Source organism: Streptomyces albiaxialis (assembly GCF_039530985.1).
GTDB classification, from domain to species: Bacteria; Actinomycetota; Actinomycetes; order Streptomycetales; family Streptomycetaceae; genus Streptomyces; species Streptomyces albiaxialis.
Map to the genome: position 1 here is coordinate 1,049,135 of NZ_BAAAPE010000001.1, position 21,605 is coordinate 1,070,739.

The window sequence follows — 21,605 nt, forward strand, 5'->3', positions numbered from 1 at the left end:
CACCGCCGACGGCCCCTGGGAACCGGGACGACGGCCCTCCTCGTACGTCCCGCCGAACCAGGGGTAAGAGTCACCTGACACCATTGGGCATTACACTCCTCGTATGCACCAGGTCATGCTCACGCGCGCCACCGCCCAGGACGCCCCCGCCCTGACGGCCATGGTCCGTACGTCCCGCGCCTACGAGGGCGTCTACGCGCCCATGGTCGAGGGCTACGAGGTCGGCGCGTCGTACATCGAGCACCACGAGGTCTTCAAGGCCACCGACACCACCACCGGCGCCCTCCTCGGCTTCTACGCGCTGCTCCTCGAACCCCCCGAGCTGGACCTCGCGTTCGTGGCCGACGAGGCGCAGGGCCGGGGCGTCGGCCGCGCCCTGCTCTCCCACATGTGCGAGCGGGCGCGCGCCGCCGGGCTGAAGAACGTCCGCGTCGTCTCGCACCCGCCCGCCGAGCGGTTCTACCTGCGCATGGGCGCCGAGCGCGTCGGCACGGTCCCGGCCAAGCCCCCCGCCGTCGCCTGGCCACGCCCGGACCTGCGCTTCCGCCTCACCGGGTGACGGCCCCGTCGGCCGACGGCCTCATGCGGTGACGGCCTCTGCGGGCGTCGGGAAGACGTGGCGGGTCTCCCCGCCCGACCACCACACCCCGATCGCGAACGCACCGGTCGCCTCCAGGTAGGCGGCGCGCGCGAGCCCGCCGCAGGCGAGCGGCGCGCAGCCCATCGACGTGATCAGCTCGGCCGTACGCGCGCCCGCGTCCGCGTCGTCCGCGCAGTACGGGACGGCCAGCGGCGCGCCCTCGTACACCAGCTCCTCCCGTGTCCACACGCTCTCGTGGCACAGGTTGAACGCCTTGACGACGTGCGCGTGCGGCGCCGCCTCCGCCATGCGCCGCGCGACGGACGTCACGCCGCCCGTCGAGAGCATCAGCCCCTCGCCCTCCACCGGCACGATCGGGTTGGTGCAGTCGAGCACCGTGCGCCCCGCGAGCGCCTCGCCGAGCCCCTTCACCACCTCGGGCGCGACGTCCGCGGGGAGCGCGGCGAGGACCACGTCCCCGTACGCCGCCGCCTCCCGGTGCCGGTCGCGCCCCGCGACCAGCACCTCGTGCCCCGCCCGCCGCCACGCGCCGCCCAGCGCCGTCGCCATGGCCCCGTTTCCCAGAATTCCGATTCGCATGGCCCGACCGTAGGAGTTCCGACGCACACCATCCGGTGTCCGTCGGTCCGGGCACACTGGTCGTATGCGCCCGACGCCCACGCCGTACCCCCAGGTCGAGTTCACCTCCGACTGCGAGGCCCGCCTCGCCTTCGACGTGCTGGCCAACCGCTGGGACAGCGTCGTCGTCTTCACCCTCGGCGCCGCCGGTACGCCCCTGCGCCCGCACGTCCTGCGCACCCGCATCGGCGGCATCAGCCCCAAGGTCCTCAACGAGGCCCTCCGCCGCCTCGAACGCAACGGCCTGATCGAGCGCCGTGCCTACGCCGAGGCCCCGCCCCGCGTCGACTACGCCCTCACGGAGGCGGGCACGGCCCTCCTCGTCCCCATGCGCGCGATGGGCGCGTGGGCCAAGCGCCACGGTCCCGCCGTCCTGGCCTCCCAGGACCGCTTCGACGCCCAGGGCGCCGACCTCCCCGCGTGACCGCGTGACCGCATGACCGCATGACCGCGTGACGGAGGGGGAGAGGGCCGGTGCCCTCTCCCCCTTGTCACGCCCCCCTGTTCACACCCCCCTTGTCACGCCCCGCGCGTCACTCCGAGCGGAGGCCGTCCGGGCGCATCATGCGGTAGAGCGCGGGGAGGCTGGCCAGGGTCACGACGGCGATGACGGCGAGGCCCGTTCCCGCGATGGGGAGGAGCGCGGTCAGGTCGGTGACCTTCTCGCCCGTCATCCGCAGCAGCGCCCAGCCGAGTCCGCCGCCGGTGATCACCGCGAGGCCGAGGCCGAGGACCACGGGGATGGCGGTCTGCCACAGGACGGAGACGGCCAGGAGGCTGCGCGGGGTGCCGAAGGCGACGAGGACGGCGAGCTGCCGCTTGCGCTCCCGGAGCTGTTCGAGGATCGCGAGGATCATGCTGGCGCCGATGAGGACCAGCACGGCGGCCGCCGCCGCGAGGATGCCGCGCCGGATCCCGTCGAACACCCCGGACGTCCGCTCCTCGTCCATCTCGATGACCCCGTAGCCGGGGTTCTGGTGGAACGCGGTGGTGCGGACGTTCTCCAGCGCCTCGGGGTCCTTCGCGTCGAGGTCCATCCAGGCCGTGAAGTTACGGGCGTTGAGCTGGGAGAGCGGGATCGAGGAGGGGGTGGCGAGGACGCCGCTGACCGTGTTGCCGTCGGCGAGCTTCCTGGGCGTGGCCTTCCCCGCGTCGGCCGGGACCTTCCACTCCTTCGCCTTGTGGTGCGCGCGCTCGTCGCCGAGCAGCAGGGAGCCGCCGCGCTTCGGGGTGACGTCGTACTCGTCGTCCGCTTCGGACGGCACGAGGAAGGTGTCGCCCTCGCGGCAGTCGCGGATGTGGGCGACCTCGCGGAGGGTGGGGCAGGTGCCGACGACGACGGTGGTGCTGTCGTCCTTGTCCCCGCCCTTCACGGACTCGTACGACTCGACGTATCCGCTGGAGGAGCGGACGCCGGGGGTCTGCTTGAGCCTCTTCGCGAAGGCCTCGCCCTCGGGGACGCTCTTCATGGACTGGCCCATGACCAGGACCTGCGCCTTGTCGGGGTCCTCGCCGGTCGCCTTGGTCTCGCCGGACTCGACGCTGGAGAAGAGCATCTGCAGGGCGATGGCCCCGGCGACGGCGATCGTGATGCCGTTGACGGCGCGGGTCGCGGTGCCGCTGGTGAGCTGGAGGCGGCGGACGGCGAACTGCCAGGCGAGCGGGCCGCCCTTGAGCCTGCCGACGATGCGCTCGACGACCCAGGGCAGCAGCAGCACGACGCCGCTGAGCAGCAGGACGACGCCGCTGATGACCTGGACCTCGTTCAGCGTGGAGCCCGCGCCGGTGAGGGAGCCGCCCATCGGGAGAAGCAGCAGCAGTCCGAGGGCGGGAGGGGCCACGCGCCACCACAGGCGGCGCTTGCGCGGCTGGGTCTGGCGCATGACGCCCAGCGGTTCGATGACGAGGTTGCGCATCGCCAGGAGGGACACGGCGACGCCGGCGGCGGGCACGCCCAGGGCGATCAGCGCGCCGATGAGGGGGCTCGGCGCGATGTCCTCCGGGAAGATGCTGAGGCCGAACGCGCTGATGCCGCCCGCGCTCTCGCGGCCCAGCACGAAGAGCCCGGTGCCCACGACCAGTCCGAGGACGGCGGCGACGAGGGATTCCCCGGCGGCCATCCGCCGGGCCATGGCGCCGTCGGCGCCGACGAGGCGCAGCGCGGCGAGGCGCCTGTCGCGCTGTTCGCCGCCGAAGCGGGTGGCCGTGGCGATGAAGACGGCGACGGGCATGATCAGCACGGCGCAGGCCACGACGATCAGCAGCATCAGGATGGGCCCGAGGGGTTCGGACTGGCCCTTGACCTGGAAGGTGTCGAAGCGCTCCGCGCCGCCGTCGAGGGTGAGCCCCTCGCCGCCCACGTAGAAGGCGAGTTCCTTGGGCCCGGAGAGCCCGTCGTCGCCGATGGTGCCGACGATGCGGTCGTCGAGCCGGTCGCGCAGCCCCTTGCCCTCGGGGGAGTCGAGCAGCTCGCGCAGCTCGGGCGAGACGAGCATCTCGCCGGGGGCGGGGAGCCGTTCGACGCCGGCGGGCTTGGCCGGGTGCTCGCCCTCGGGCTGGAGGGCGCGGCCGTAGAGGCGCTCGCCGTGGTATTCGGTCGAGGCGTCGACGACCAGCACCGTGTTGTCGCCGCGCTTCACCTCGCTGGGCATGACCCAGCCGTAGCCGCGGTCGTGCTGACGGGCCTCGCGCTGTTCGATGACGCCCGGGATCGACGCGGCGAGCAGCAGCACGGCGACGCCGAGCGCGACGCCGAAGCCGGTGAGGACCGTGCGGGTCCAGCCCTGCCTGCCGCCGGAGAGGGCGAAGCGGGCGCCCATCGCGAGGTCCCTGGCCCAGAGCCGGAGCCCGGAGGGGACGGTGCGTGCCGCGCCCGTCCGTGGACCGCCCCCGGAACCGGAGCCCGAACCCGCCCCCGCGTCCGTACCCGCGTCCGTACCCGTGTCCGTCCCGGTGCGGGACTCGGTGCCCGCGCTCACGCGGCGCCCGCCATGTCGCGGACCTTGCCGTCGCGGACGACGATCTCGCGGTCGGCGAAGGCGGCGACGCGGGCCTCATGGGTGACGAGGACGACGGCGGCGCCGGTCTGCCGGGCGGCGTCGGTGAGGAGCTGCATCACGCGGTCGCCGTTGACGGAGTCGAGAGCGCCGGTCGGTTCGTCGGCGAAGACGACGCGGGGGTCGCCCGCGAGCGCGCGGGCGACGGCCACACGCTGGCCCTGGCCGCCGGAGACCTGTCCGGGGCGGTGGTGGCGGATGTCGTCGACCTCCAGTTGCTGGAGCCGGTTACGGGCGGCCGCCTCGGCCTCCTTGCGCTGGGCGCCCGCGAGGCGCAGCGGCAGCGCCGCGTTCTCCAGGCAGGTCAGCTCGGGCACGAGCTGGCCGAACTGGAAGACGAACCCGAAGTCCGCGCGGCGCAGGGCGCTGCGGTCGGCGTCCGAGAGGGAGGACATCTCCTTGCCCTGGTAGAGGACCGTGCCCGCGTCGGGCGGGACGATCCCGGCGAGGCAGTGGAGAAGAGTGGACTTGCCCGATCCGGAGGGGCCCATGACCGCGACGACCTCGCCTGCCATGAGGGCGAAGTCGGCACCGTCGAGGGCGTCCGTCGAGCCGTATGTCTTCCGCAGCCCCTGAGCTGACAGGAGTGCGCGCGAGGTGTCACTGGTGAACATGCGGAGCACTCTACATGAGGTGTATACACATGATGTATACCCGGGGTGTGCAGTTCTCGTAACAGGCCTTGTCAGTGGTGGGTGGGACGCTGGGGGCATGGTCGAAGTCGAAGAGGTCATCCCCATCCTCCGCGTCGCGGACGCCGCCCGGGCGGTCGGCTGGTACGGGCGGCTGGGGTTCGAGAAGCGCTGGGAGCACCGCTTCGAGCCGGGCTTCCCCGCCTTCGTGGAGATCGCCCGCGGCGGCGTCCGGATCTTCCTCTCGGAGCACGAGGGCGACGCCCGCCCGGACACCCTGCTGTATCTGCGCGTGACGGACGTGGACGCCGTGGCCGCCGAGTTCGGCACGGAGATACGGGACGAGGAGTGGGCCCGCGAGACCGAGGTCACCGATCCGGACGGCAACCGGCTGCGGCTCGCGGGCCCCGAGAAGGAGTGAGGGCGCCCCCCCCGCCCCGTGCGCGTCAGGCGGCGTGCGCCCCGTGCGCGTCAGGCGGCGTGCCGCTCCAGCAGCACGCGCAGTACGTCACCGGCGTGCGTCCACAGCAGCGCGCCCCCGGCGCCGGGCACCAGGTGGTGGACGGCGCCGGGCACGCGCCCGGTCAGCGTGACGCCCTGGTCGGGCGAGTGGCTGGTGTCCTCGTCGCCGTACCAGAGGTCGACGGGGACGTCGATGTCCGCCAGGTCGATCTCCCAGCGCCCCATCGCGAGGACGGTGTCCCGCGCGTATCCCTCGGGCCCGCGCGCGAAGGCCCGTTCCATGGCTGCCCGGTACGCGACGGCGAAGCCCGGCTCCTGGTAGACGGCGAGATCGCGGGCGGGACTGTGGGCGGTGACCATGTCCCACATGGCCTGCGGGGTGAACCCGGCGAACTCCTTCTCGGCCGCGTCCGGGTCCTCCGCCGACAGCCGCACCAGCCGCGCGAGCCCCTCCGGCAGCCCCGCGGCGAAGGCCGGGTGCGCGATCTCGTCGGCGCCGGAGACGACCGCGAGCGCCCCGACGACCCCCTGTGCGGCGGCGCACGCGAGGGCGAAGGGCGCCCCCTGCGAGTTCCCCACCATCGCGGGCCGGCCCAGCCCGCGCCGCGCCGCGAACTCCCGTACGTCCTCGGCGAAGTCCGCGAACGTACGCCCCGGCGCGGGCGTCGAGGCGCCGAGCCCCGGCCGGTCGAGGGCGATCAGCCGGACCCCCAGCGCGGCCACGGCGTCCGGCCCGAAGCCGAGGTCCCGCGAGGTCGCGGCCCCGGGCGAGAACAGCACGGGCGTGCCGTCCCGCGGACCCCACTCGGCCCACCCCAGCACCCGCCCACCGGCCAGCGGCTGCTCGCCGGTGCGCGCGGCGGGGGTGATCCATCCACGTGTGCTCATGCCCCTGATCATGCCGCGCCCGGGCCGTGATCACGTCACCGGAGGACCTCGATCACGCTGGCGAAACTGTCGTCCCCGTGACCGGCGTCGCGCGCGCGGACCATGACGTCCTTGAGCAGCGCGGGCAGCGCGGTGTCCACCCCGCGCCGCCCGGCGGCGTGCAGCAGGTGGTCGACGGTCGCGATCTGCACATCGACGGTGGCGTCGTCGCCGGGGTACGCGCCCGCGTCGACCTGGGCGGCGTAGCGCGTGACGAACGTGGAGACCGCGCCCGACAGCCAGCGCAGGGCGACCGGCGTGTACGCCGCCGCGTCCACCTTCTCGGCGCCGACGAGGGCCGTGCCGTGCAGCCATCCGGCGAAGACGGACCACATCAGGCCGAGCAGCGCGGCGTCGTAGAGCGAGGCGAGACCGGGCGCGGAGCCGAGGTGGACGGGGTCGCCGAGGGCGGCGAGCGTGGCACGGTGCTCGTCGAAGGCGGCGGCGTCGCCGCTGTAGAGGAACATCATCGCGGCGTCGCCGACGCCCTCCGGGGTCGTCATGATCGCCCCGTCGAGGTAACGGGCGCCGTGCGCGGCGGCCCACTCGGCCGTCTCCTCGGCCTGCTCGGGCGAGCCGGACGTGAGGTTGACCAGCGTCACCCCGTCGAGCGCGGCCGTGTGCGGCGCGAGGGCCGAACGCAACGCGTCGTGGTCGAGCACGCAGGCGACGACGAGCGGGCTCGCGGCGACGGCCGCGCCGGGGTCGGCGGCGGCGCGGGCGCCGCGCGCGGCGAGCGCGTCGGCCTTGCCGGGGGTGCGGTTCCACACGGTCGTCGGGTGGCCCGCCGCCAGCAGCGTGGCGGCGAGCGCGGACCCCATCCGGCCCAGGCCGAGGACGGTGACGGGCGGCAGGGAAAGGGAAGGGGAAGACGAAGAAGACGAAGAGGAAGGGGAGTTGGTGGAGTCGGTGGCGTTCATGGGGCTCACGCTCGCAGCGCGCCCGTGCCGCCGACAGTGACACCGGTGACGGCGACCGCCAAATTCGTGCCATACGCTGCGGCCGTATGAGCGCGGGCACCGTCGCCGTGGTGGCGACCGAGGAGATCGGCGTCCCGTCCTGGGACCTGTACGAACTGAGCATTCCCTGCACGGTGTTCGGCAAGCCGCAGCCCGATCTCGCCGACCCCTGGTACGAGCTGTGGCTGTGCGGCAGCGGGGAGGGCGGCACCACCGCTTCCGGTTTCTCGCTGCGGACCCCGCACACCCTGGACGACCTGGCGCGCGCGGACACGGTCGTCGTGCCGTCCGTGCCGGACGCCTGCGTGGAGGAGGGCGCTCCGCTGCCGTCCGCGCTGGTGGAGGCGTTGCGGCGGGCGCACGCTGCGGGCGCGCGAATGGTGTCGCTGTGCACGGGCGCGTTCGCGCTCGCCGAGGCGGGCCTGCTGGACGGCCGCCGGGCGACGGCGCACTGGATGCACACCGGGCAGCTCGCCACCCGTTACCCGGCGGTGGAGGTGGACGACTCGGTGCTGTACGTGGACGAGGGCGACGTCCTCACCAGCGCGGGCCTGACCGCCGGGCTCGACCTGTGCCTGCACCTGGTCCGCCGCGACCTGGGCGCGCACATCGCCAACCAGCTCGCGCGGCGGATGGTGGTGCCCGCGCACCGGCCGGGCGGGCAGGCCCAGTTCATCGACCAGTCGGTGCCCGCGGCGGACGACGCGGGGCTCGCGCCCGTCCTGGAGTGGGCGCGGGCCCGGCTGGAGGAGCCGCTGACCGTCCGCGACCTGGCCCACCGCGCCGCCGTCAGCCCCCGTACGTTCTACCGCCGTCTCCAGGCGGCCACCGGCACGACGCCGGTCCAGTGGCTGCTGGCCCAGCGGCTCCAACGGGCGCGCGAGCTGCTGGAGTCGACGGACCTGCCGGTGGAGCGGGTCGCCGCGCGCAGCGGCCTGGGCACGGCGAACAACCTGCGCCACCACTTCCTCAACCACCTCGGCGTCTCCCCCGCCGCGTACCGCCGCGCGTTCCCCGGCGGACCCCCGGCTCAGGCCGGTGCGGCGGGGCGCGAGGAGTCGGTCGCGAGCCGGAACGCGAGCAGGCCGAGGACGGTGCCCATCACGTAGCGCTGGGCGCGCAGCCAGCCGGGGCGGCGGGAGAGGAAGACGGCGATGGCCCCGGCGGCGACGACGAACAGGCCGTTCACGAGGGTGCCTATCAGCACCTGCACGCCGCCCAGCACGAAGCCCTGGACCACCACATGGCCCCGGTCCAGGTCCACGAACTGGGGGATCAGGGAGAGGTACATGATGGCGATCTTCGGGTTGAGCAGGCAGGTCATCAGGCCCATCGTGAAGAGGCGGCGCGTGGAGTCGCGGGGGAGTTCCTGCGCGGCGAACACCGAGATCCCGCCCGGCTTCAGCGCCTTCCAGGCCAGCCAGCCCAGGTACGCGGCGCCCGCGAGCTTCACCGTCAGATAGACCTCGGGGACCAGCGTGAAGACGGCGGACAGGCCGAGGTTGGCGGCGGTGAGGTAGAGCAGGAAGCCGAGGGCCACGCCGGAGAGCGAGACGAGCCCGGCCGCGCGGCCCTGGGCGATGCTGCGCGACACGAGGTAGATCATGTTCGGCCCCGGGGACAGCGCCATCCCCAGCGCGACCGCCGCGACACCCGCCAACGCACCTGTTGTGATCATGAGTTCCAGGATGCGCGCGGGAACCGCCCCGCACCAGCGACGATCGCTTCACCGTACTGTTCAGTGACGGTTCAGGGACGGTGGACGAGGGAGGAGCGCCATGACGGGAACGGCTGCCGAGGCGCTGGTCATCGTGGACATGCAACGGGCGTTCGTGTCCGGGAACGGGGACGGGACCGCTGAGGGCGGGGCCGTGCCGGACGCCGGGCGGGTCGTGGCCCGCGCCCGCGACCTGCTCGAACGGGCGCGCGCGGCGGGCGCGTTCGTCGCGCACCTCCAGAACGACGGCGAGCCCGGCGCCCCCGACGAGCCAGGCACGCCCGGCTGGGAGCTGCATCTGGCGGCGGAGCCCGGCGAGGCGGTCGTGCGCAAGACCGTCGACGACGGCTTCGAGGAGACGGACCTGGAGGATCTGCTGCGCGCTCGCGGCGTGAAGACCCTGGCCGTGTGCGGCGTCCAGTCCGAGATGTGCGTACGGGCGACGGCCGAGACCGCGCTGTACCTGGGCTTCCGCGTGGTCCTCCCGCACGACGCGCACGCCACGTACGACATCCCGCCCGCGCCCGGGGACAGCGAGGGCGTCCCGGCAGCGCAGGCCTCCCGCGTCGCGGAGTGGTCGCTGGGCGACGAGGTCGAGATCGTGGCCCGTGCGGCGGAGGTCGCGTTCGCGCGGGCTTGACTTCAACTTCCCTTCAACTTCTACGGTCGTTCCGTACCCGGCCGTGCGAGGGAAGTACGAGGGAAGGACGAGCCATGATCTTCTCCGAGATCGAGCGGACGTATCTGGAGGGGCAGCCGCTGGGCCGGCTCTCCACCGTCGGCTCCGACGGAGCGCCCCAGGTCCGCCCGCTGGGCTTCCGGCTCAACGCCGACGGCACGATCGACATCGGCGGCCCCGCTGTCACCCGGACCCAGCGCTACCGCAACGTCCTCGCGAACCCCCGCGTCGCGTTCGTGGTCGACGACCTGACGGCGCCCGACGACCCCGACGCGATCAAGCCCGGGATGGGCCGCGGGGTCGAGATCCGGGGCCGCGCGGAGACGCTGGCCGTGGAGGTGCCGCCGGTCGCCCCGGAATGGTTCGGCAAGGACATCATCCGCATCCACCCGACCCGCGTCATGAGCTGGCACCTGGACCCCGAGCACCCGGACGGGCAGGCCAGGAACGTCAGCCCGTGAGCCCCGGCGCGCCCCAGACGGGGAACCAGCGCGAGAGGTCCTGCTCGACGGTCAGATCCCCGGAGAGCAGCCCGCGGACCTGCAGCTCCAGCCCGTTGTCCCGCTTCTCGCCCTGGCCCGGGAGCGGGGCGAAGGGGTAGAACGTGCCGCGCTTGTAGAGGTAGATCAGGGCGAGGGGGCGCTGTTCCGCGTCCGCGAAGGTCACCAGCGAGCAGAGGAGCTGGGGGCCGAAACCGGCCTCCTCCAGCAGCGTGTTGACGGCGTGCAGATCGTTGACCAGGGCCGGCATGGCCCCGTCCTCGTCCGGCGCGTGGCGCACGAGGAGCCAGGTGTAGCCGTAGGAGTCCTGGCTGAACCCGACGGGGATGCCGCCGCGTTCGGTGTCGGCGTCGAGCAGCGCCCGGACGTCCTGCTGGAGCCGCGCGAAGGCCCCGCCCTCGACGCTCGCGAAGCAGACGGCCCCGGTGCCGGTGGGCGTGAACCCGGCACCGGCCTGGAGCGTGATCGCGGCGGAGGGCAGGGCGAAGAGCTGGTCGAGGTCGGGCCGCTTCGGCTTGCTGCGCCCGAGGAGCGCGTCCCAGAAGCCCACGGAGGTCCGCTCCTTACTGCCCGAGCTGCGCGGAGATGCGGCCGAGCTGGTCGAGCCGCTTCTGGAGCGGCGGGTGCGAGGAGAAGAGGTTCGCGAGGCTCTGCCCGGAGAAGGCGGGCACGAAGTAGAAGGCGTTGTACGGCTCGGCCTGGCGCAGGTCCCGGGTGGGGATGCGGGACATCTCGCCGCTGATCTTGGTGAGCGCCGAGGCGAGCGAGGAGGGGCGGCCGGTCAGCAGCGCGCCCGCGCGGTCGGCGGACAGCTCGCGGTAGCGGGACAGCAGCCGGGTGAGCAGGAAGCTGATCACGTAGACGAGGGCGCTGACCAGGGGGATCAGCAGGGCGAGGACGGCCGCGCCGCCGTTGTTGTCGCTCCCCCGCGCCCGGCCGAAGCCGCCCCAGAGCGCGACGCGGGTCATCATCCCGGCCAGCACGCCGAGGAACGAGGCGATCGTCATCACCGCCACGTCGCGGTGCGCGACGTGCGACAGCTCGTGCGAGAGGACGCCCTCCAGCTCGTCGGGGCCGAGGCGGCGCAGCAGGCCGGTGGTCGCGCAGACCATGGAGTTCTTCTGGTTGCGCCCGGTGGCGAAGGCGTTCGGCACGTCGGTGTCGGCGATGGCGACGCGGGGCTTGGGCATGTCCGCGAGGGCGCACAGCCGGTCGACGGCGCCGTGCAGCTCCGGCGCCTGCTCGGGGGTGACCTCGCGCGCGCCCATGCTGAAGGCGGCGATGCGGTCGCTGAACCAGAACTGCGCGATGAAGAGCCCGCCCGCGATCAGCAGCACCATGGGCCACGCGCGCCCCAGCAGGACGATCAGGACGCCGACGAAGACGACGTAGAGCAGCCCGATGAAGAACATCGTGGTGACCATGCGCGTGGTCAGCCCGCGATCGGGGGCGTAGCGAGTCATAGGTGCGACTCCTCTCGAACGTTCCCCTTCGATTGTGCCCGTTTTGCTGTATTAGCAGCGTAATGCCGGGGGGACCCTCTGGTTCCGTTTGCCCCCGAGGTACTCATCTGTGCGGACTCCCGCACGCATGTTCAGGCATATGCGCCAAGATGGTGCCCGTGACTTTTCCGCCTGCTCCCCGCCGCCCCCGTCCCCGCCCCGGCCCCCGCACCCGTCCCCGGCTGATCGCGACCGACCTCGACGGCACCCTGCTGCGTGACGACAAAACCGTTTCTGCACGCACCGTCGCCGCGCTCGCCGCCGCCGAGGCCGCCGGGGTCGAGGTGTTCTTCGTCACGGGCCGCCCGGCCCGCTGGATGGGCGTCGTCAGCGACCACGTCCACGGCCACGGCCTGGCCATCTGCGCGAACGGCGCGGTCATCGCCGATCTGCGCGACGGCCACCGCATCGTGCGGGTGCGGCCCCTGGAGCGCGACGACGCCCTCGCGACCGTCCACGCCCTGCGTGCCGCGGCCCCCGGCGTCAGCTTCGCCGTCGAGCGGACGGAGGGCATCCACTACGAGCCGGACTACCCGCCCTTCCACCACGACCCGGGCGCGACCTTCGCCCCCGCGGAGAAGCTGCTGACCGACCACAACGAGAGCTTCTACGACCAGCCGGTGCTCAAGCTCCTCGCGTACCACCCCGACCAGGACCCCGACGCGTTCCTCGCGCTCGGCCGCGGCGCGGCGGGGGCGCACGCGGAGTTCACCCGCTCCAGCCCGAGCGCGCTGCTGGAGGTCAGCGGCCGGGGCGTCAGCAAGGCCAGCACCCTCGCGCACGCCTGCGAGGAGCGGGGCATCGCGCCCGAGGAGGTCGTCGCCTTCGGCGACATGCCGAACGACCTGGAGATGCTCGGCTGGTCCGGCACCTCCTACGCCATGGCCAACGCCCACCCCGCCGTCCTCGCCGCGACGACCCACCGGACGTGGACGAACGAGGAGGACGGCGTGGCGCGGATCATCGAGGAGCTGCTCAGCCGCTGACGGCTCCGGAGCCGGGCGGCTCCGGAGCCGACGGCCCGGGCGGTTCACTCCGCGCGTTTCACTCCGGCTTGCGGCACTCGAAGAGCGTCCGCGCCGAGTGGGCGACGAAGAGGCCCTCGGCCAGGATCAGCTCGTGCAGCTCGCGGAGGCGTACGGCGTACGCCTCCGTCGTGAAGCCGGGCACCATCCAGATCACCTTGCGCAGGAAATAGACGACGGCGCCGATGTCGTGGAACTCCATCCGGAGCCGCTCGCTCCGTACGTCCACGACATCGAGCCCCGCCGCGCGGGCACCCGCGCTCTCCGCCTCGGGATCCCGGCCCTTACGCGCCTCCGGCTGGGGCCCGAGGAAGAACTCGACCAGCTCGAAGACGCTCGCGGGCCCGACGTGCTGCGCGAAATACGTCCCTCCGGGCGCCAGCACGCGGGCGATCTCCTCCCACCACACGGTCGCCGGCTGACGGCTGGTGACCAGGTCGAAGGCGCCGTCGGCGAACGGCAGCGGCGGCTCGTCGGGATCCGCCACGACCACCACGCCGCGCGGCCCCAGCAGCCGGGTCGCCCGCGCGATGTTCGGGGGCCAGGACTCGGTGGCCGCCATGGTGCGGGGGAGCTGCGCCGCGCCGTTCAGGACCTCGCCGCCACCCGTCTGGATGTCGAGCGCGGCCGACGCCTGAGCGAGGCGCTCGCTCATCCTCCGCTGATACCCCCAGGAGGGCCGCTCTTCCGTGGCCCGCCCCTCCAGCCAGGAGAAGTCCCATCCGTCGACGGACACGGCATCGGCTTCGCCGACCAGCTCTTCGAACGTACGCATCCCGTGATCGTCCCAGCGCCCTCGTCGCACCGCACGCCAATACTTTCCGGGTACGGGGTGCCCCGCCCTGTGCATTGCGGACTGCGCGACCGGCCACGACGCACCCGCGGTCCGCGACGCACAGCACGGGCACCCCGGACCCGGCTACAACGGTGCGGCCCAGTTGACGGTCGTACCGCCGCCCCCGGAAGCCAGGCCGGGGCCCCAGCCTGCCGTGCCGCCCAGGCTCTCCGCGCGCCGTCGCAGGTTGGCGAGGCCGCTGCGGCGGCCGTCCGCCGGGATGCCGACCCCGTCGTCGGCGACGGTGAGCCGGACCCCCGGCTCACCGTCCGGCAGGACGGCCGTCGCGTCGACCGTGATCTCGATACGGGACGCCTGGGCGTGCCGGAACGCGTTGGAGAGGGCCTCGCGCAACGCCGCGACCAGGTTCTTCGTCGTCCGCTCGGACACCCGCGCGTCGACGGCGCCGACGAAGTGGACCGAGGGCTGGAAGCCCAGCGGCACGGCGGCGAGCCCCGCCTCGCGCAGCACCCGCGTGCGCAGCCCCGCCTGGGCCTCGCCGGGATCCTGCTGGAGCGCGAAGATCGCGGTGCGGATCTCGGCGATCGTCGCGTCCAGCTCGTCGACGGCCTTGCTGATCCGCTGCCGCACCTCCGGCTTCTCCGCGGACCGCTGCGCGCCCTGCAGCGTCATGCCGGTGGCGAAGAGCCGCTGGATGACCAGGTCGTGCAGGTCGCGGGCGATGCGGTCCCGGTCCTCGTAGACCGCGAGACGCTCGCGGTCGTGCAGCGCGTCGGCCATCACCAGCGCCAGCGCGGCCTGCGCCGCGAACCGCGTGGCCAGGGACTTCTCGGCCTCCGTGAAGCGCGGCGCGCCCCGCCGGCGCGGCACGGCGAGCGTGCCCAGCACCCGGCCGCCGCTCTCCAGCGGCAGCATCATGCTCGGCCCGAAGCGCGCGGAGATCGGCGTGACCATGCGCGGGTCCTCCGCCGAGTCGTCGACGAAGACCGGGCTGCCGCCGAGGAGCTGGTCCAGGACGGGGCTCTCGGGCGGGATCACGGTGCCGACCAGGCCCCGGGTGTCGTCGGCCGCGGCGGCGACGATCTCCAGGCCGCGCCGTTCCCCGTGGTCGTCCGCCGGGTCGCCGGGGAGGGAGGTGGGGAGCAGGACGAGCCCGGCGGAGGCGCCCGCGAGCATCCGGGCCTGCTCGGCGACGACGGCGAGCGCGTCGTCCGTGTCACCGGCGAGCAGCGCGGTGGTGATCGCGGCGCTGCCGTCGATCCAGCGCTCCCGGATGCGCGCGGCCTCGCGCAGCCGCGCGTTGCCGATCGCGATGCCCGCCTCGGTGGCGAGGATCCGCAGGAGCTGCACGTCGTTCTCGGTGAAGCCGCCGGGGCCGCGCTTCTCGGTCAGATAGAGGTTCCCGAACAGCTCGTCGCCGACCTTGATCGGGATGCCCAGGAAGCTGTGCATCGGGGGGTGGTGGGCGGGGAAGCCCTCGAACCGGGGGTCGAGGGCGAGGTCCGGCAGCCGCAGCGGCTCGTCGGTGCGCAGCACGGCGGCGAGCAGCCCGTGCTTCCCGTCGGGCAGGTGCGGGATGCGGGCGATCTCCTCCTCGCTCATCCCGGAGGTGATGAAGTCCTTCAGCCCGGTGTCGTCCTCCTCGGCGAGGACGCCGATGGCCGCGTAGCGGCAGTCCACGACGCGCACCGCCGTCTCCACGATGTGGTCGAGCGTGCTGTGCAGGTCGGGCCCAGGGCCGGTGCCGATGGTGACCATGGCCTCCAGCAGCTTCGGCAGCCGCTCGGCCGAGTCCCGCGAGAGGGTCTCCAGGTCGGTGGTGGCCAGGCGGGCGGCCTCGGTGACGCGGAGCTTGGGGGGCATGGAGTGAGCGTAGAAGGTCCGGTTTCGTTCCGAAAGTCACCCCTCGTGCCCGGGCCTACGCCTACGCCTACGTCTACGCCTACGGGGCCACCAGCGCGGCCCCCCGCTCCCGGTCCAGCATCCGCTGGAACGGTCCTCCGGCGGCGGCCAGCTCGACGGCGGGCCCGCGTTCGACCGTACGGCCGCCGTCCAGCACGATCACCTCGTCCACGGCCTCCAGGCCCTGGAGCCGGTGCGTGATCAGCACGGTCGTACGGCCCTCGGTGACGTCGAGGAGGTCGGCGGTGAGCGCGTCGGCCGTCGGCAGGTCGAGGTGCTCGGCGGGCTCGTCCAGGACGAGCACGGGGAAGTCCGCGAGCAGCGCGCGGGCGAGCGCGAGCCGTTGCCGCTGCCCTCCGGACAGGCGCGCGCCGTGCTCGCCGACGAGCGTGTCCAGGCCCTCGGGGAGCGTGCGCACCCACTCCGCGAGCCGGGCCCTGTCCAGCGCGTCCCACAGCGCGTCCTCGCCCGCCTCGGGCCGGGCGAGCCGCAGGTTCTCGCGCAGCGAGCTGTCGAACAGGTGCGCGTCCTGGGCGCAGAGCCCGACGTGCCGCCGTACGTCGTCGCCGTCGGCCTCCGTCGCGGGCACCCCGCCCATCTCGTACGTACCGCCCGGCTGCGGGTCCAGGAACCGCAGCAGCGCGTGCGCGAGCGTCGTCTTGCCGGAGCCGGACACCCCGACGACCGCGACCCGCCGCCCCGGCGTCAGGTCGAGCCGGAACCGGTCCAGCGCGGGCGCCGCGTCCTCCGGCTGCTCGGGATAGCGCACGGTCAACTCCCGTACGGCCAGCGGGAACGCGCCCGGCACGGCGTGCGGACGCTCCGGCTCCCGCACCGGAACGGGCGCGTCCAGCACCTCGTGCACGCGCTCGGCCGAACGCCGGGCCCGCTGCCGGTGCTGCACCGCCTGCGGCAGCGGCGTCACCGCCTCGAACGCGGCGAGCGGCGTCAGGACGACCGTCGCCAGCCACAGCCCGTTCAGCGCGCCGCCCGTCGTGGCCACGGCCCCCGCCCACGCGGCGGCCGTCACCGTCAGCCCGGCCGCGAGGGTGCTCAGCCCGGCCGCGAGCCCGGTGCGCGCGGCGGAGCGCGCCGCGAGCCGCGTCAGCGTCCCGTCGGCCTCCGCGACCTCGCAGCGCCGCGCGTCCAGCGCCCCCGCCACGGCCAGCTCTCCGCTCGCGGCGCCGGTCAGCAGATCGACGGTACGGGTGGCGAGTTCGGCCCGCGCGGGCGCGAGCCGCCGCTCCGTACGCCGGGAGAGCGCGCCCGTCAGCGCGGGCACGCCGATCCCCGCCACCGCGAGCCCCGCCGCGAGCGCCGCGCCCGCGGCGGGCAGCAGCGCGCCGGTGAACGCGACGGCGACGACGCCGACCGTCGCGCCGACGGTCGCGGGCAGCAGCCAGCGCAGGAAGTAGTCCTGGAGCCCGTCGACATCGGCGACGAGCCTGGTGAGGAGATCGCCGCGCCGCGTACGCCGCAGCCCGGCGGGCGCGAGCCGCTCCAGCCGCCGGTAGACGCTGACGCGCAGACCGGCCAGGACGCGGAGGGCGGCGTCGTGCGACACGAGACGCTCCGCGTACCGGAAGACGGCCCTGCCGATCCCGAACGCCCGGGTCGCCGTCACGGCGACCATGAGATAGAGCACGGGCGGCTGTTGGGCCGCGCGGGAGATGAGCCAGCCGGACGTCGCCATCAGCCCCACCGCGCTGAGCAGCGCGAGCGCGCCGAGCACAAGAGCGAGCCCGAACCTTCCGCTCAGCCCCTTCGCGCTGGCGCGCAGCCGCGAGAGGTCCGACAAGGGGGTGCCCCGCTGATCCGGCGACGGAACGTGCCCCGAAGGGGCGCGGGGAACTGCGCGAGCAACCACAGCGGACTCGCTGACGGCAACGCTCGGGGGGCACGGGGGCGCTCCCCCGTTCTCGGGAAGGGGCGGGATTGGGGAATCGCTCGCCGCAGGCGCACCCGCACCCGCACCCGCACCCGGAGACGGCGCGAGCTCGACAACACGGTCAGCGGCATCGAGCAGCGCCGGCCGATGGGTCACCAGGACAACCGTGCGGCCCGCGCTCAGGCGGCGTACCGCCTCAAGAACCGCGCCCTCCGTCTCGCCGTCGAGCGCGGCGGTCGGCTCGTCCAGCAGAAGCAGGGGCCGGTCGGCGAGGAACGCGCGGGCCAGCGCGACGCGTTGCCGCTGCCCGGCGGAGAGCCCCGCGCCGCCCTCTCCGAGCGCGAGGGAGGGGGAGACGTCGCCCAGCGCGGCATCGCGCAACGCACGGCGCACCGCCTCCTCGTCCGCGTCGGGCCGCGCGAGGCGGACGTTCTCCGCGACCGTCCCGGCGAAGAGGTACGGGTGCTGCGGCACCCAGGCGATCTGCTCGTGCCAGGACGCGGGGGAGAGGGAGGCGAGCGGCGTGCCGCCGACCCGTATCCGGCCCTCGGCAGGCCGCGTGAAGCCGAGCAGCACCCGCAGCAGCGTCGTCTTTCCTGCCCCCGAGGGCCCCGTGAGGGCGACCGTCTCCCCGGGCCGGACCACGAGCGAGATGCGGGGCAGGGAGTCCGCGGAGCGCCCCTCGTGGCGGACGACGACCTCGTCCAGCTCGATCTCGGCGTCCCGCACGGCGGGGGCCGGGCGGTCGCCCGCCTCCGGCACCGGCGTCTCCAGGACGGCGAAGACCTCCTCGGCGGCCGAGAGCCCCTCGGCCGCCGCGTGGTACTGGGCGCCGACCTGCCGCAGCGGCAGATACGCCTCGGGCGCGAGGATCAGCACGAGCAGCCCGGTGTAGAGGTCCATGCCGCCGTGCACGAGCCGCATGCCGATGCTGACGGCGACGAGCGCGACGGAGATCGTCGCGAGCAGCTCCAGCGCGAAGGAGGAGAGGAAGGCGATGCGGAGCGTACGGAGCGTCGCGCGCCGGTAGTCGGCGGTGATGGCGCGGATGTTCTCGGCCTGGGCCTTGGCCCGGCCGAAGACCTTCAGCGTGGGGAGCCCGGCGACGACGTCGAGGAAGTGCCCGGAGAGGCGGGCCAGGAGCCGCCACTGACGGTCCATCTTCGACTTCGTGGCCCAGCCGATGAGGATCATGAAGAGCGGGATCAGCGGCAGCGTGCCGACGATGATCGCCGCCGAGACCCAGTCCTCGGTGACGATACGGGCCAGCACCGCCACCGGCACCACCGCCGCGAGCCCCAACTGGGGCAGGTAGCGGGCGAAGTAGTCGTCGAGCGCGTCCACGCCCCGGGTCGCGAGGGCCGTCAGCTCTCCGGTGCGCTGCGCGGAGAGGTAGCCGGGGCCGAGGGCCGTGGCGTGCCGGAGCAGACCGGTGCGCAGCTCGGACTTGACCGAGGCCCCGCACCGGTTCGCGGCGAGTTCGGTGAGCCAGGAGACGAGGGCGCGGGCCACCGACACGGCGGCGAGCAGCACCAGCGCCCGCCCCTCCAGCTCCTTGTCCCGGTAGGCGGAGACGACGATGTCGGCGATGAGCATCGCCTGCCCGATGACCAGCACCGCTCCGGCCAGTCCGAGGGCGACGGCGGCGGCGAGGAAGACGCGCACGGCACGGGCGTACCGGAGCAGGCGCGGGTCGACGGGCTTCATCAGCGACCTCCTAGTGGGCCGACGACGCGGACGCGATGTTCTTGGTGCCGATGCGCTTGCGGAACACCCAGTACGTCCAGCCCTGGTAGAGCAGGACGACGGGCGTGGCGATGCCCGCGCACCACGTCATGATCTTCAGCGTGTACGGGGTGGAGGACGCGCTGGTGACGGTCAGGCTCCAGTCCTCGTTCAGCGTCGAGGGCATGACGTCGGGGAAGAGGGCGAGGAAGAGCATCGCGACGGCGGCGACGATCGTCACGCCCGAGTACGCGAACGCCCATCCCTCGCGCCCCGCCAGGTTGAAGCCGAGCGCGGAGACGAGCGCGACCACGGCGACGACCAGCGCGACGAGGCTCTTGCCGTCACCGGTGTGGCTCTGCGTCCACAGCAGGAACACCAGCGCGAGCACGGCGGTCAGCACCCCGAGCCGGGTGGCCAGGTGGCGGGCCCGGGTGCGGATGTCGCCGAGGGTCTTGAGCGCGGTGAACACGGCGCCGTGGAAGGTGAAGAGCGAGAGGGTGACCAGCCCGCCGAGCAGGGCGTACGGGTTGAGCAGGTCGGGCACGTTCCCGACGTACTCCCCCGCCTTGTCGATCTTCACGCCGCGCACGATGTTGGCGAAGGCCACGCCCCACAGGAACGCGACGGTCAGCGAGGTGTAGAAGATCGCGTGCTCCCAGTTGGTCTGCCAGCGCTCGTCGTCGCGCTTGGCGCGGTACTCGAAGGCGACGCCGCGCACGATGAGGCAGACCAGGATGAGCAGCAGGGGCAGGTAGAAGCCCGAGAAGAGGGTGGCGTACCACTCGGGGAAGGCCGCGAAGGTCGCGCCGCCCGCGCTGAGCAGCCAGACCTCGTTGCCGTCCCAGACGGGCCCGATGGTGTTGATCAGGACGCGCTTCTCGGCGCGGTCGCGCGCGAGGAGCTTGGTGAGGACGCCGACCCCGAAGTCGAAGCCCTCCAGGAAGAAGTAGCCGATCCAGAGGACGGCGATGAGCACGAACCAGACGTCGTGAAGCTGCACGGTCTCTCTCCTCCCGACTTCTCAGTACGAGAAGGCCATGGGCCGGTCGGGATCGCGGTCGTTGCCGCCGATCTTGGTGGGCGGGTTGAGGTCGGACTCGGTCAGCTCCGGGGGCCCGGCCTTGACGTACTTCACGAGCAGCCGCACCTCGATGACGGCGAGGATCGCGTAGAGCGCCGTGAAGACGATCATCGAGGTGAGGACCTCGGCCTGGGAGACGCTGGGGGAGACGGCGGAGGCGGTGGGCAGCACACCGTAGACGACCCAGGGCTGACGGCCCGTCTCGGTGAAGATCCAGCCCCAGGAGTTCGCGATCAGCGGGAAGCCGAGGGTGAGCAGCGAGAGCCGCCAGTACCAGGTGGTGAGCGTGCCGCCCAGCTCCCGGCCCCGGGTGAGCGCGAGGCGGGGCACCTCGTCCTCGCGCGTCCGCAGGTGCTCGGCGAGCCAGAGCTTGCGGCGGGTGAGGTAGAGGCCGATGATCCCGAGCCCGAACGAGGCCATCCCGAAGCCGATCATCCAGCGGAACGACCAGTAGGCGAGCGGAATGTTGGGCCGGTAGTCGTCGAGCCCGACGGTGTCCTGGTACTTCTTCTTGAGCTGCTCGTTGGTGTCGTTGATGCCCGGGACTTCGTCGTGGAAGTTGTCGTGGGCGAGGAAGGACAGTATCCCGGGGATCTCGATGGCGACCTTGTTGTGGCCCTTGTCGACGTCGCCGTAGGCGAAGACGGAGAACGGGGCGGGGGCCTGCGTCTCCCAGAGCGCCTCGGCGGAGGCCATCTTCATGGGCTGCTGGTCGTACATGATCTTGCCGAGCCGGTCGCCGCTGAACGCGGTGAGGGCGCCGCCGATGACGAGCGTGACGAGCCCGACGCGCAGCGAGGTGCGCATCACGGCGACGTGCTTCTTGCGCAGCAGGTGGAACGCGGCGATGCCGACCATGAACGCGCCGCCGGTCAGGAACGCGGCGGTGATGGTGTGGGCGAACTGCGCGACCGCCGTGTTCTGGAACAGCACCCGCGCGAAATCGGTCAGCTCGGCGCGGCCCGACTCCTGGTTGATCTTGTACCCGACCGGGTGCTGCATCCAGGAGTTGGCCGCCAGGATGAAGTACGCGGACAGGACCGTCCCGATGGAGACCATCCAGATCGTGGCGAGGTGGAGCTTCTTCGGGAGCTTGTCCCAGCCGAAGATCCACAGCCCGATGAACGTGGACTCGAAGAAGAAGGCGATCAGCGCCTCGAACGCGAGCGGGGCACCGAAGACGTCGCCGACGAAGCGCGAGTAGTCGGACCAGTTCATACCGAACTGGAACTCCTGGACGATGCCGGTGACCACGCCCATCGCGATGTTGATCAGGAAGAGCTTGCCCCAGAACTTCGTCGCCTTGAGGTACTTCTCGTTGTTCGTCCTGACCCAGGCGGTCTGAAGCCCCGCGACCAGGGCGGAGAGGGAGATCGTCAGGGGGACGAAGAGGAAGTGGTAGACGGTCGTGATGCCGAATTGCCATCGCGCCAGGGTCTCCGGCGCCAGCGCAAGATCCACGTGGCTCTCTCCTTCGGTTCGCGCTGTCGAGCCTCTGTGCAGTCTGCCCGTTACCTGGCGTTATGACAGGG

20 protein-coding genes are annotated in these 21,605 nt (G+C 73.1%); 7 read left to right on the forward strand and 13 right to left on the reverse strand.

The window, feature by feature from the left end:
- The first annotated feature begins 103 nt into the window (after positions 1-103).
- Positions 104-559, forward strand: coding sequence for a GNAT family N-acetyltransferase (locus tag ABD343_RS04635; protein WP_344524188.1), 456 nt, complete (start codon positions 104-106; stop codon positions 557-559).
- A gap of 21 nt (positions 560-580) precedes the next feature.
- On the opposite strand, the gene ABD343_RS04640 is transcribed toward ABD343_RS04635, so the two are convergent.
- Complete coding sequence (locus tag ABD343_RS04640) at positions 581-1,180, reverse strand: NADPH-dependent F420 reductase (RefSeq protein WP_344524190.1); 600 nt, start codon at positions 1,178-1,180, stop codon at positions 581-583.
- 64 nt (positions 1,181-1,244) lie between these two features.
- Between ABD343_RS04640 and ABD343_RS04645 the strand changes: the two genes are divergently transcribed.
- The gene (locus ABD343_RS04645) at positions 1,245-1,643 is read left to right on the forward strand and encodes a winged helix-turn-helix transcriptional regulator (protein WP_344524192.1); all 399 of its coding nucleotides are present in this window, start codon (positions 1,245-1,247) and stop codon (positions 1,641-1,643) included.
- Between the two features lie 109 nt (positions 1,644-1,752).
- Here ABD343_RS04645 and ABD343_RS04650 read toward each other — a convergent pair whose 3' ends face one another.
- Positions 1,753-4,197, reverse strand: coding sequence for an FtsX-like permease family protein (locus ABD343_RS04650; protein ID WP_344524194.1), 2,445 nt, complete (start codon positions 4,195-4,197; stop codon positions 1,753-1,755).
- Positions 4,194-4,889, reverse strand: coding sequence for an ABC transporter ATP-binding protein (locus ABD343_RS04655; RefSeq protein WP_344524196.1), 696 nt, complete (start codon positions 4,887-4,889; stop codon positions 4,194-4,196). The genes ABD343_RS04650 and ABD343_RS04655 overlap by 4 nt, the downstream gene beginning before the upstream one ends.
- A 97-nt stretch (positions 4,890-4,986) precedes the next feature.
- Between ABD343_RS04655 and ABD343_RS04660 the strand changes: the two genes are divergently transcribed.
- Entirely contained in the window at positions 4,987-5,328 is a 342-nt protein-coding gene (locus tag ABD343_RS04660) for a glyoxalase superfamily protein (protein WP_344524198.1), read from the forward strand.
- 50 nt (positions 5,329-5,378) lie between these two features.
- Here the strand turns inward: ABD343_RS04660 and ABD343_RS04665 are convergent, their stop codons facing one another.
- Positions 5,379-6,257, reverse strand: a complete 879-nt coding sequence (locus ABD343_RS04665) for an alpha/beta fold hydrolase (protein ID WP_344524200.1) — start codon at positions 6,255-6,257, stop codon at positions 5,379-5,381.
- Between the two features lie 35 nt (positions 6,258-6,292).
- Positions 6,293-7,216, reverse strand: a complete 924-nt coding sequence (locus ABD343_RS04670; RefSeq protein WP_344524202.1) for an NAD(P)-dependent oxidoreductase — start codon at positions 7,214-7,216, stop codon at positions 6,293-6,295.
- 107 nt (positions 7,217-7,323) lie between these two features.
- On the opposite strand from ABD343_RS04670, the gene ABD343_RS04675 reads away from it, so the two are divergent.
- The gene (locus ABD343_RS04675; protein WP_425578100.1) at positions 7,324-8,364 is read left to right on the forward strand and encodes a GlxA family transcriptional regulator; all 1,041 of its coding nucleotides are present in this window, start codon (positions 7,324-7,326) and stop codon (positions 8,362-8,364) included.
- Here ABD343_RS04675 and ABD343_RS04680 read toward each other — a convergent pair.
- Positions 8,286-8,933: a LysE family translocator gene (locus ABD343_RS04680; RefSeq protein ID WP_344524206.1), complete on the reverse strand. Its 648-nt coding sequence runs from the start codon at positions 8,931-8,933 to the stop codon at positions 8,286-8,288. The genes ABD343_RS04675 and ABD343_RS04680 overlap by 79 nt on opposite strands.
- Positions 8,934-9,033: 100 nt before the next feature.
- Here ABD343_RS04680 and ABD343_RS04685 point away from each other — a divergent pair, with 100 nt between their 5' ends.
- Both ABD343_RS04685 and ABD343_RS04690 read left to right on the forward strand, forming a co-directional pair.
- Positions 9,034-9,612, forward strand: a complete 579-nt coding sequence (locus ABD343_RS04685) for an isochorismatase family protein (RefSeq protein WP_344524208.1) — start codon at positions 9,034-9,036, stop codon at positions 9,610-9,612.
- A gap of 74 nt (positions 9,613-9,686) precedes the next feature.
- On the forward strand, positions 9,687-10,112 hold the full coding sequence (locus ABD343_RS04690) for a PPOX class F420-dependent oxidoreductase (RefSeq protein ID WP_344524210.1): 426 nt from the start codon (positions 9,687-9,689) through the stop codon (positions 10,110-10,112).
- Here ABD343_RS04690 and pspAB read toward each other — a convergent pair.
- Positions 10,102-10,701, reverse strand: a complete 600-nt coding sequence (pspAB, locus tag ABD343_RS04695; protein WP_344524212.1) for a PspA-associated protein PspAB — start codon at positions 10,699-10,701, stop codon at positions 10,102-10,104. The genes ABD343_RS04690 and pspAB overlap by 11 nt on opposite strands.
- 13 nt (positions 10,702-10,714) lie before the next feature.
- A complete protein-coding gene (gene htpX / locus ABD343_RS04700; RefSeq protein WP_344524214.1) occupies positions 10,715-11,614 on the reverse strand; it encodes a zinc metalloprotease HtpX in 900 nt (299 codons plus the stop codon).
- Positions 11,615-11,763: 149 nt separating this feature from the next.
- Here htpX and ABD343_RS04705 point away from each other — a divergent pair, with 149 nt between their 5' ends.
- On the forward strand, positions 11,764-12,639 hold the full coding sequence (locus tag ABD343_RS04705; protein ID WP_344524216.1) for a Cof-type HAD-IIB family hydrolase: 876 nt from the start codon (positions 11,764-11,766) through the stop codon (positions 12,637-12,639).
- A gap of 58 nt (positions 12,640-12,697) precedes the next feature.
- Here the strand turns inward: ABD343_RS04705 and ABD343_RS04710 are convergent, their stop codons facing one another.
- The 5 genes from ABD343_RS04710 to ABD343_RS04730 form a co-directional block, all read right to left on the reverse strand.
- A complete protein-coding gene (locus tag ABD343_RS04710; RefSeq protein WP_344524218.1) occupies positions 12,698-13,453 on the reverse strand; it encodes a class I SAM-dependent methyltransferase in 756 nt (251 codons plus the stop codon).
- A 144-nt stretch (positions 13,454-13,597) separates the two neighbouring features.
- Entirely contained in the window at positions 13,598-15,337 is a 1,740-nt protein-coding gene (locus ABD343_RS04715; RefSeq protein ID WP_344524220.1) for a GAF domain-containing sensor histidine kinase, read from the reverse strand.
- A 79-nt stretch (positions 15,338-15,416) separates the two neighbouring features.
- Positions 15,417-18,971, reverse strand: coding sequence for a thiol reductant ABC exporter subunit CydD (gene cydD, locus ABD343_RS04720; RefSeq protein WP_344524222.1), 3,555 nt, complete (start codon positions 18,969-18,971; stop codon positions 15,417-15,419).
- A 10-nt stretch (positions 18,972-18,981) separates the two neighbouring features.
- Complete coding sequence (gene cydB, locus ABD343_RS04725; protein WP_344524224.1) at positions 18,982-19,992, reverse strand: cytochrome d ubiquinol oxidase subunit II; 1,011 nt, start codon at positions 19,990-19,992, stop codon at positions 18,982-18,984.
- Between the two features lie 21 nt (positions 19,993-20,013).
- On the reverse strand, positions 20,014-21,534 hold the full coding sequence (locus ABD343_RS04730; protein ID WP_344524226.1) for a cytochrome ubiquinol oxidase subunit I: 1,521 nt from the start codon (positions 21,532-21,534) through the stop codon (positions 20,014-20,016).
- Positions 21,535-21,605: the final 71 nt, after the last annotated feature.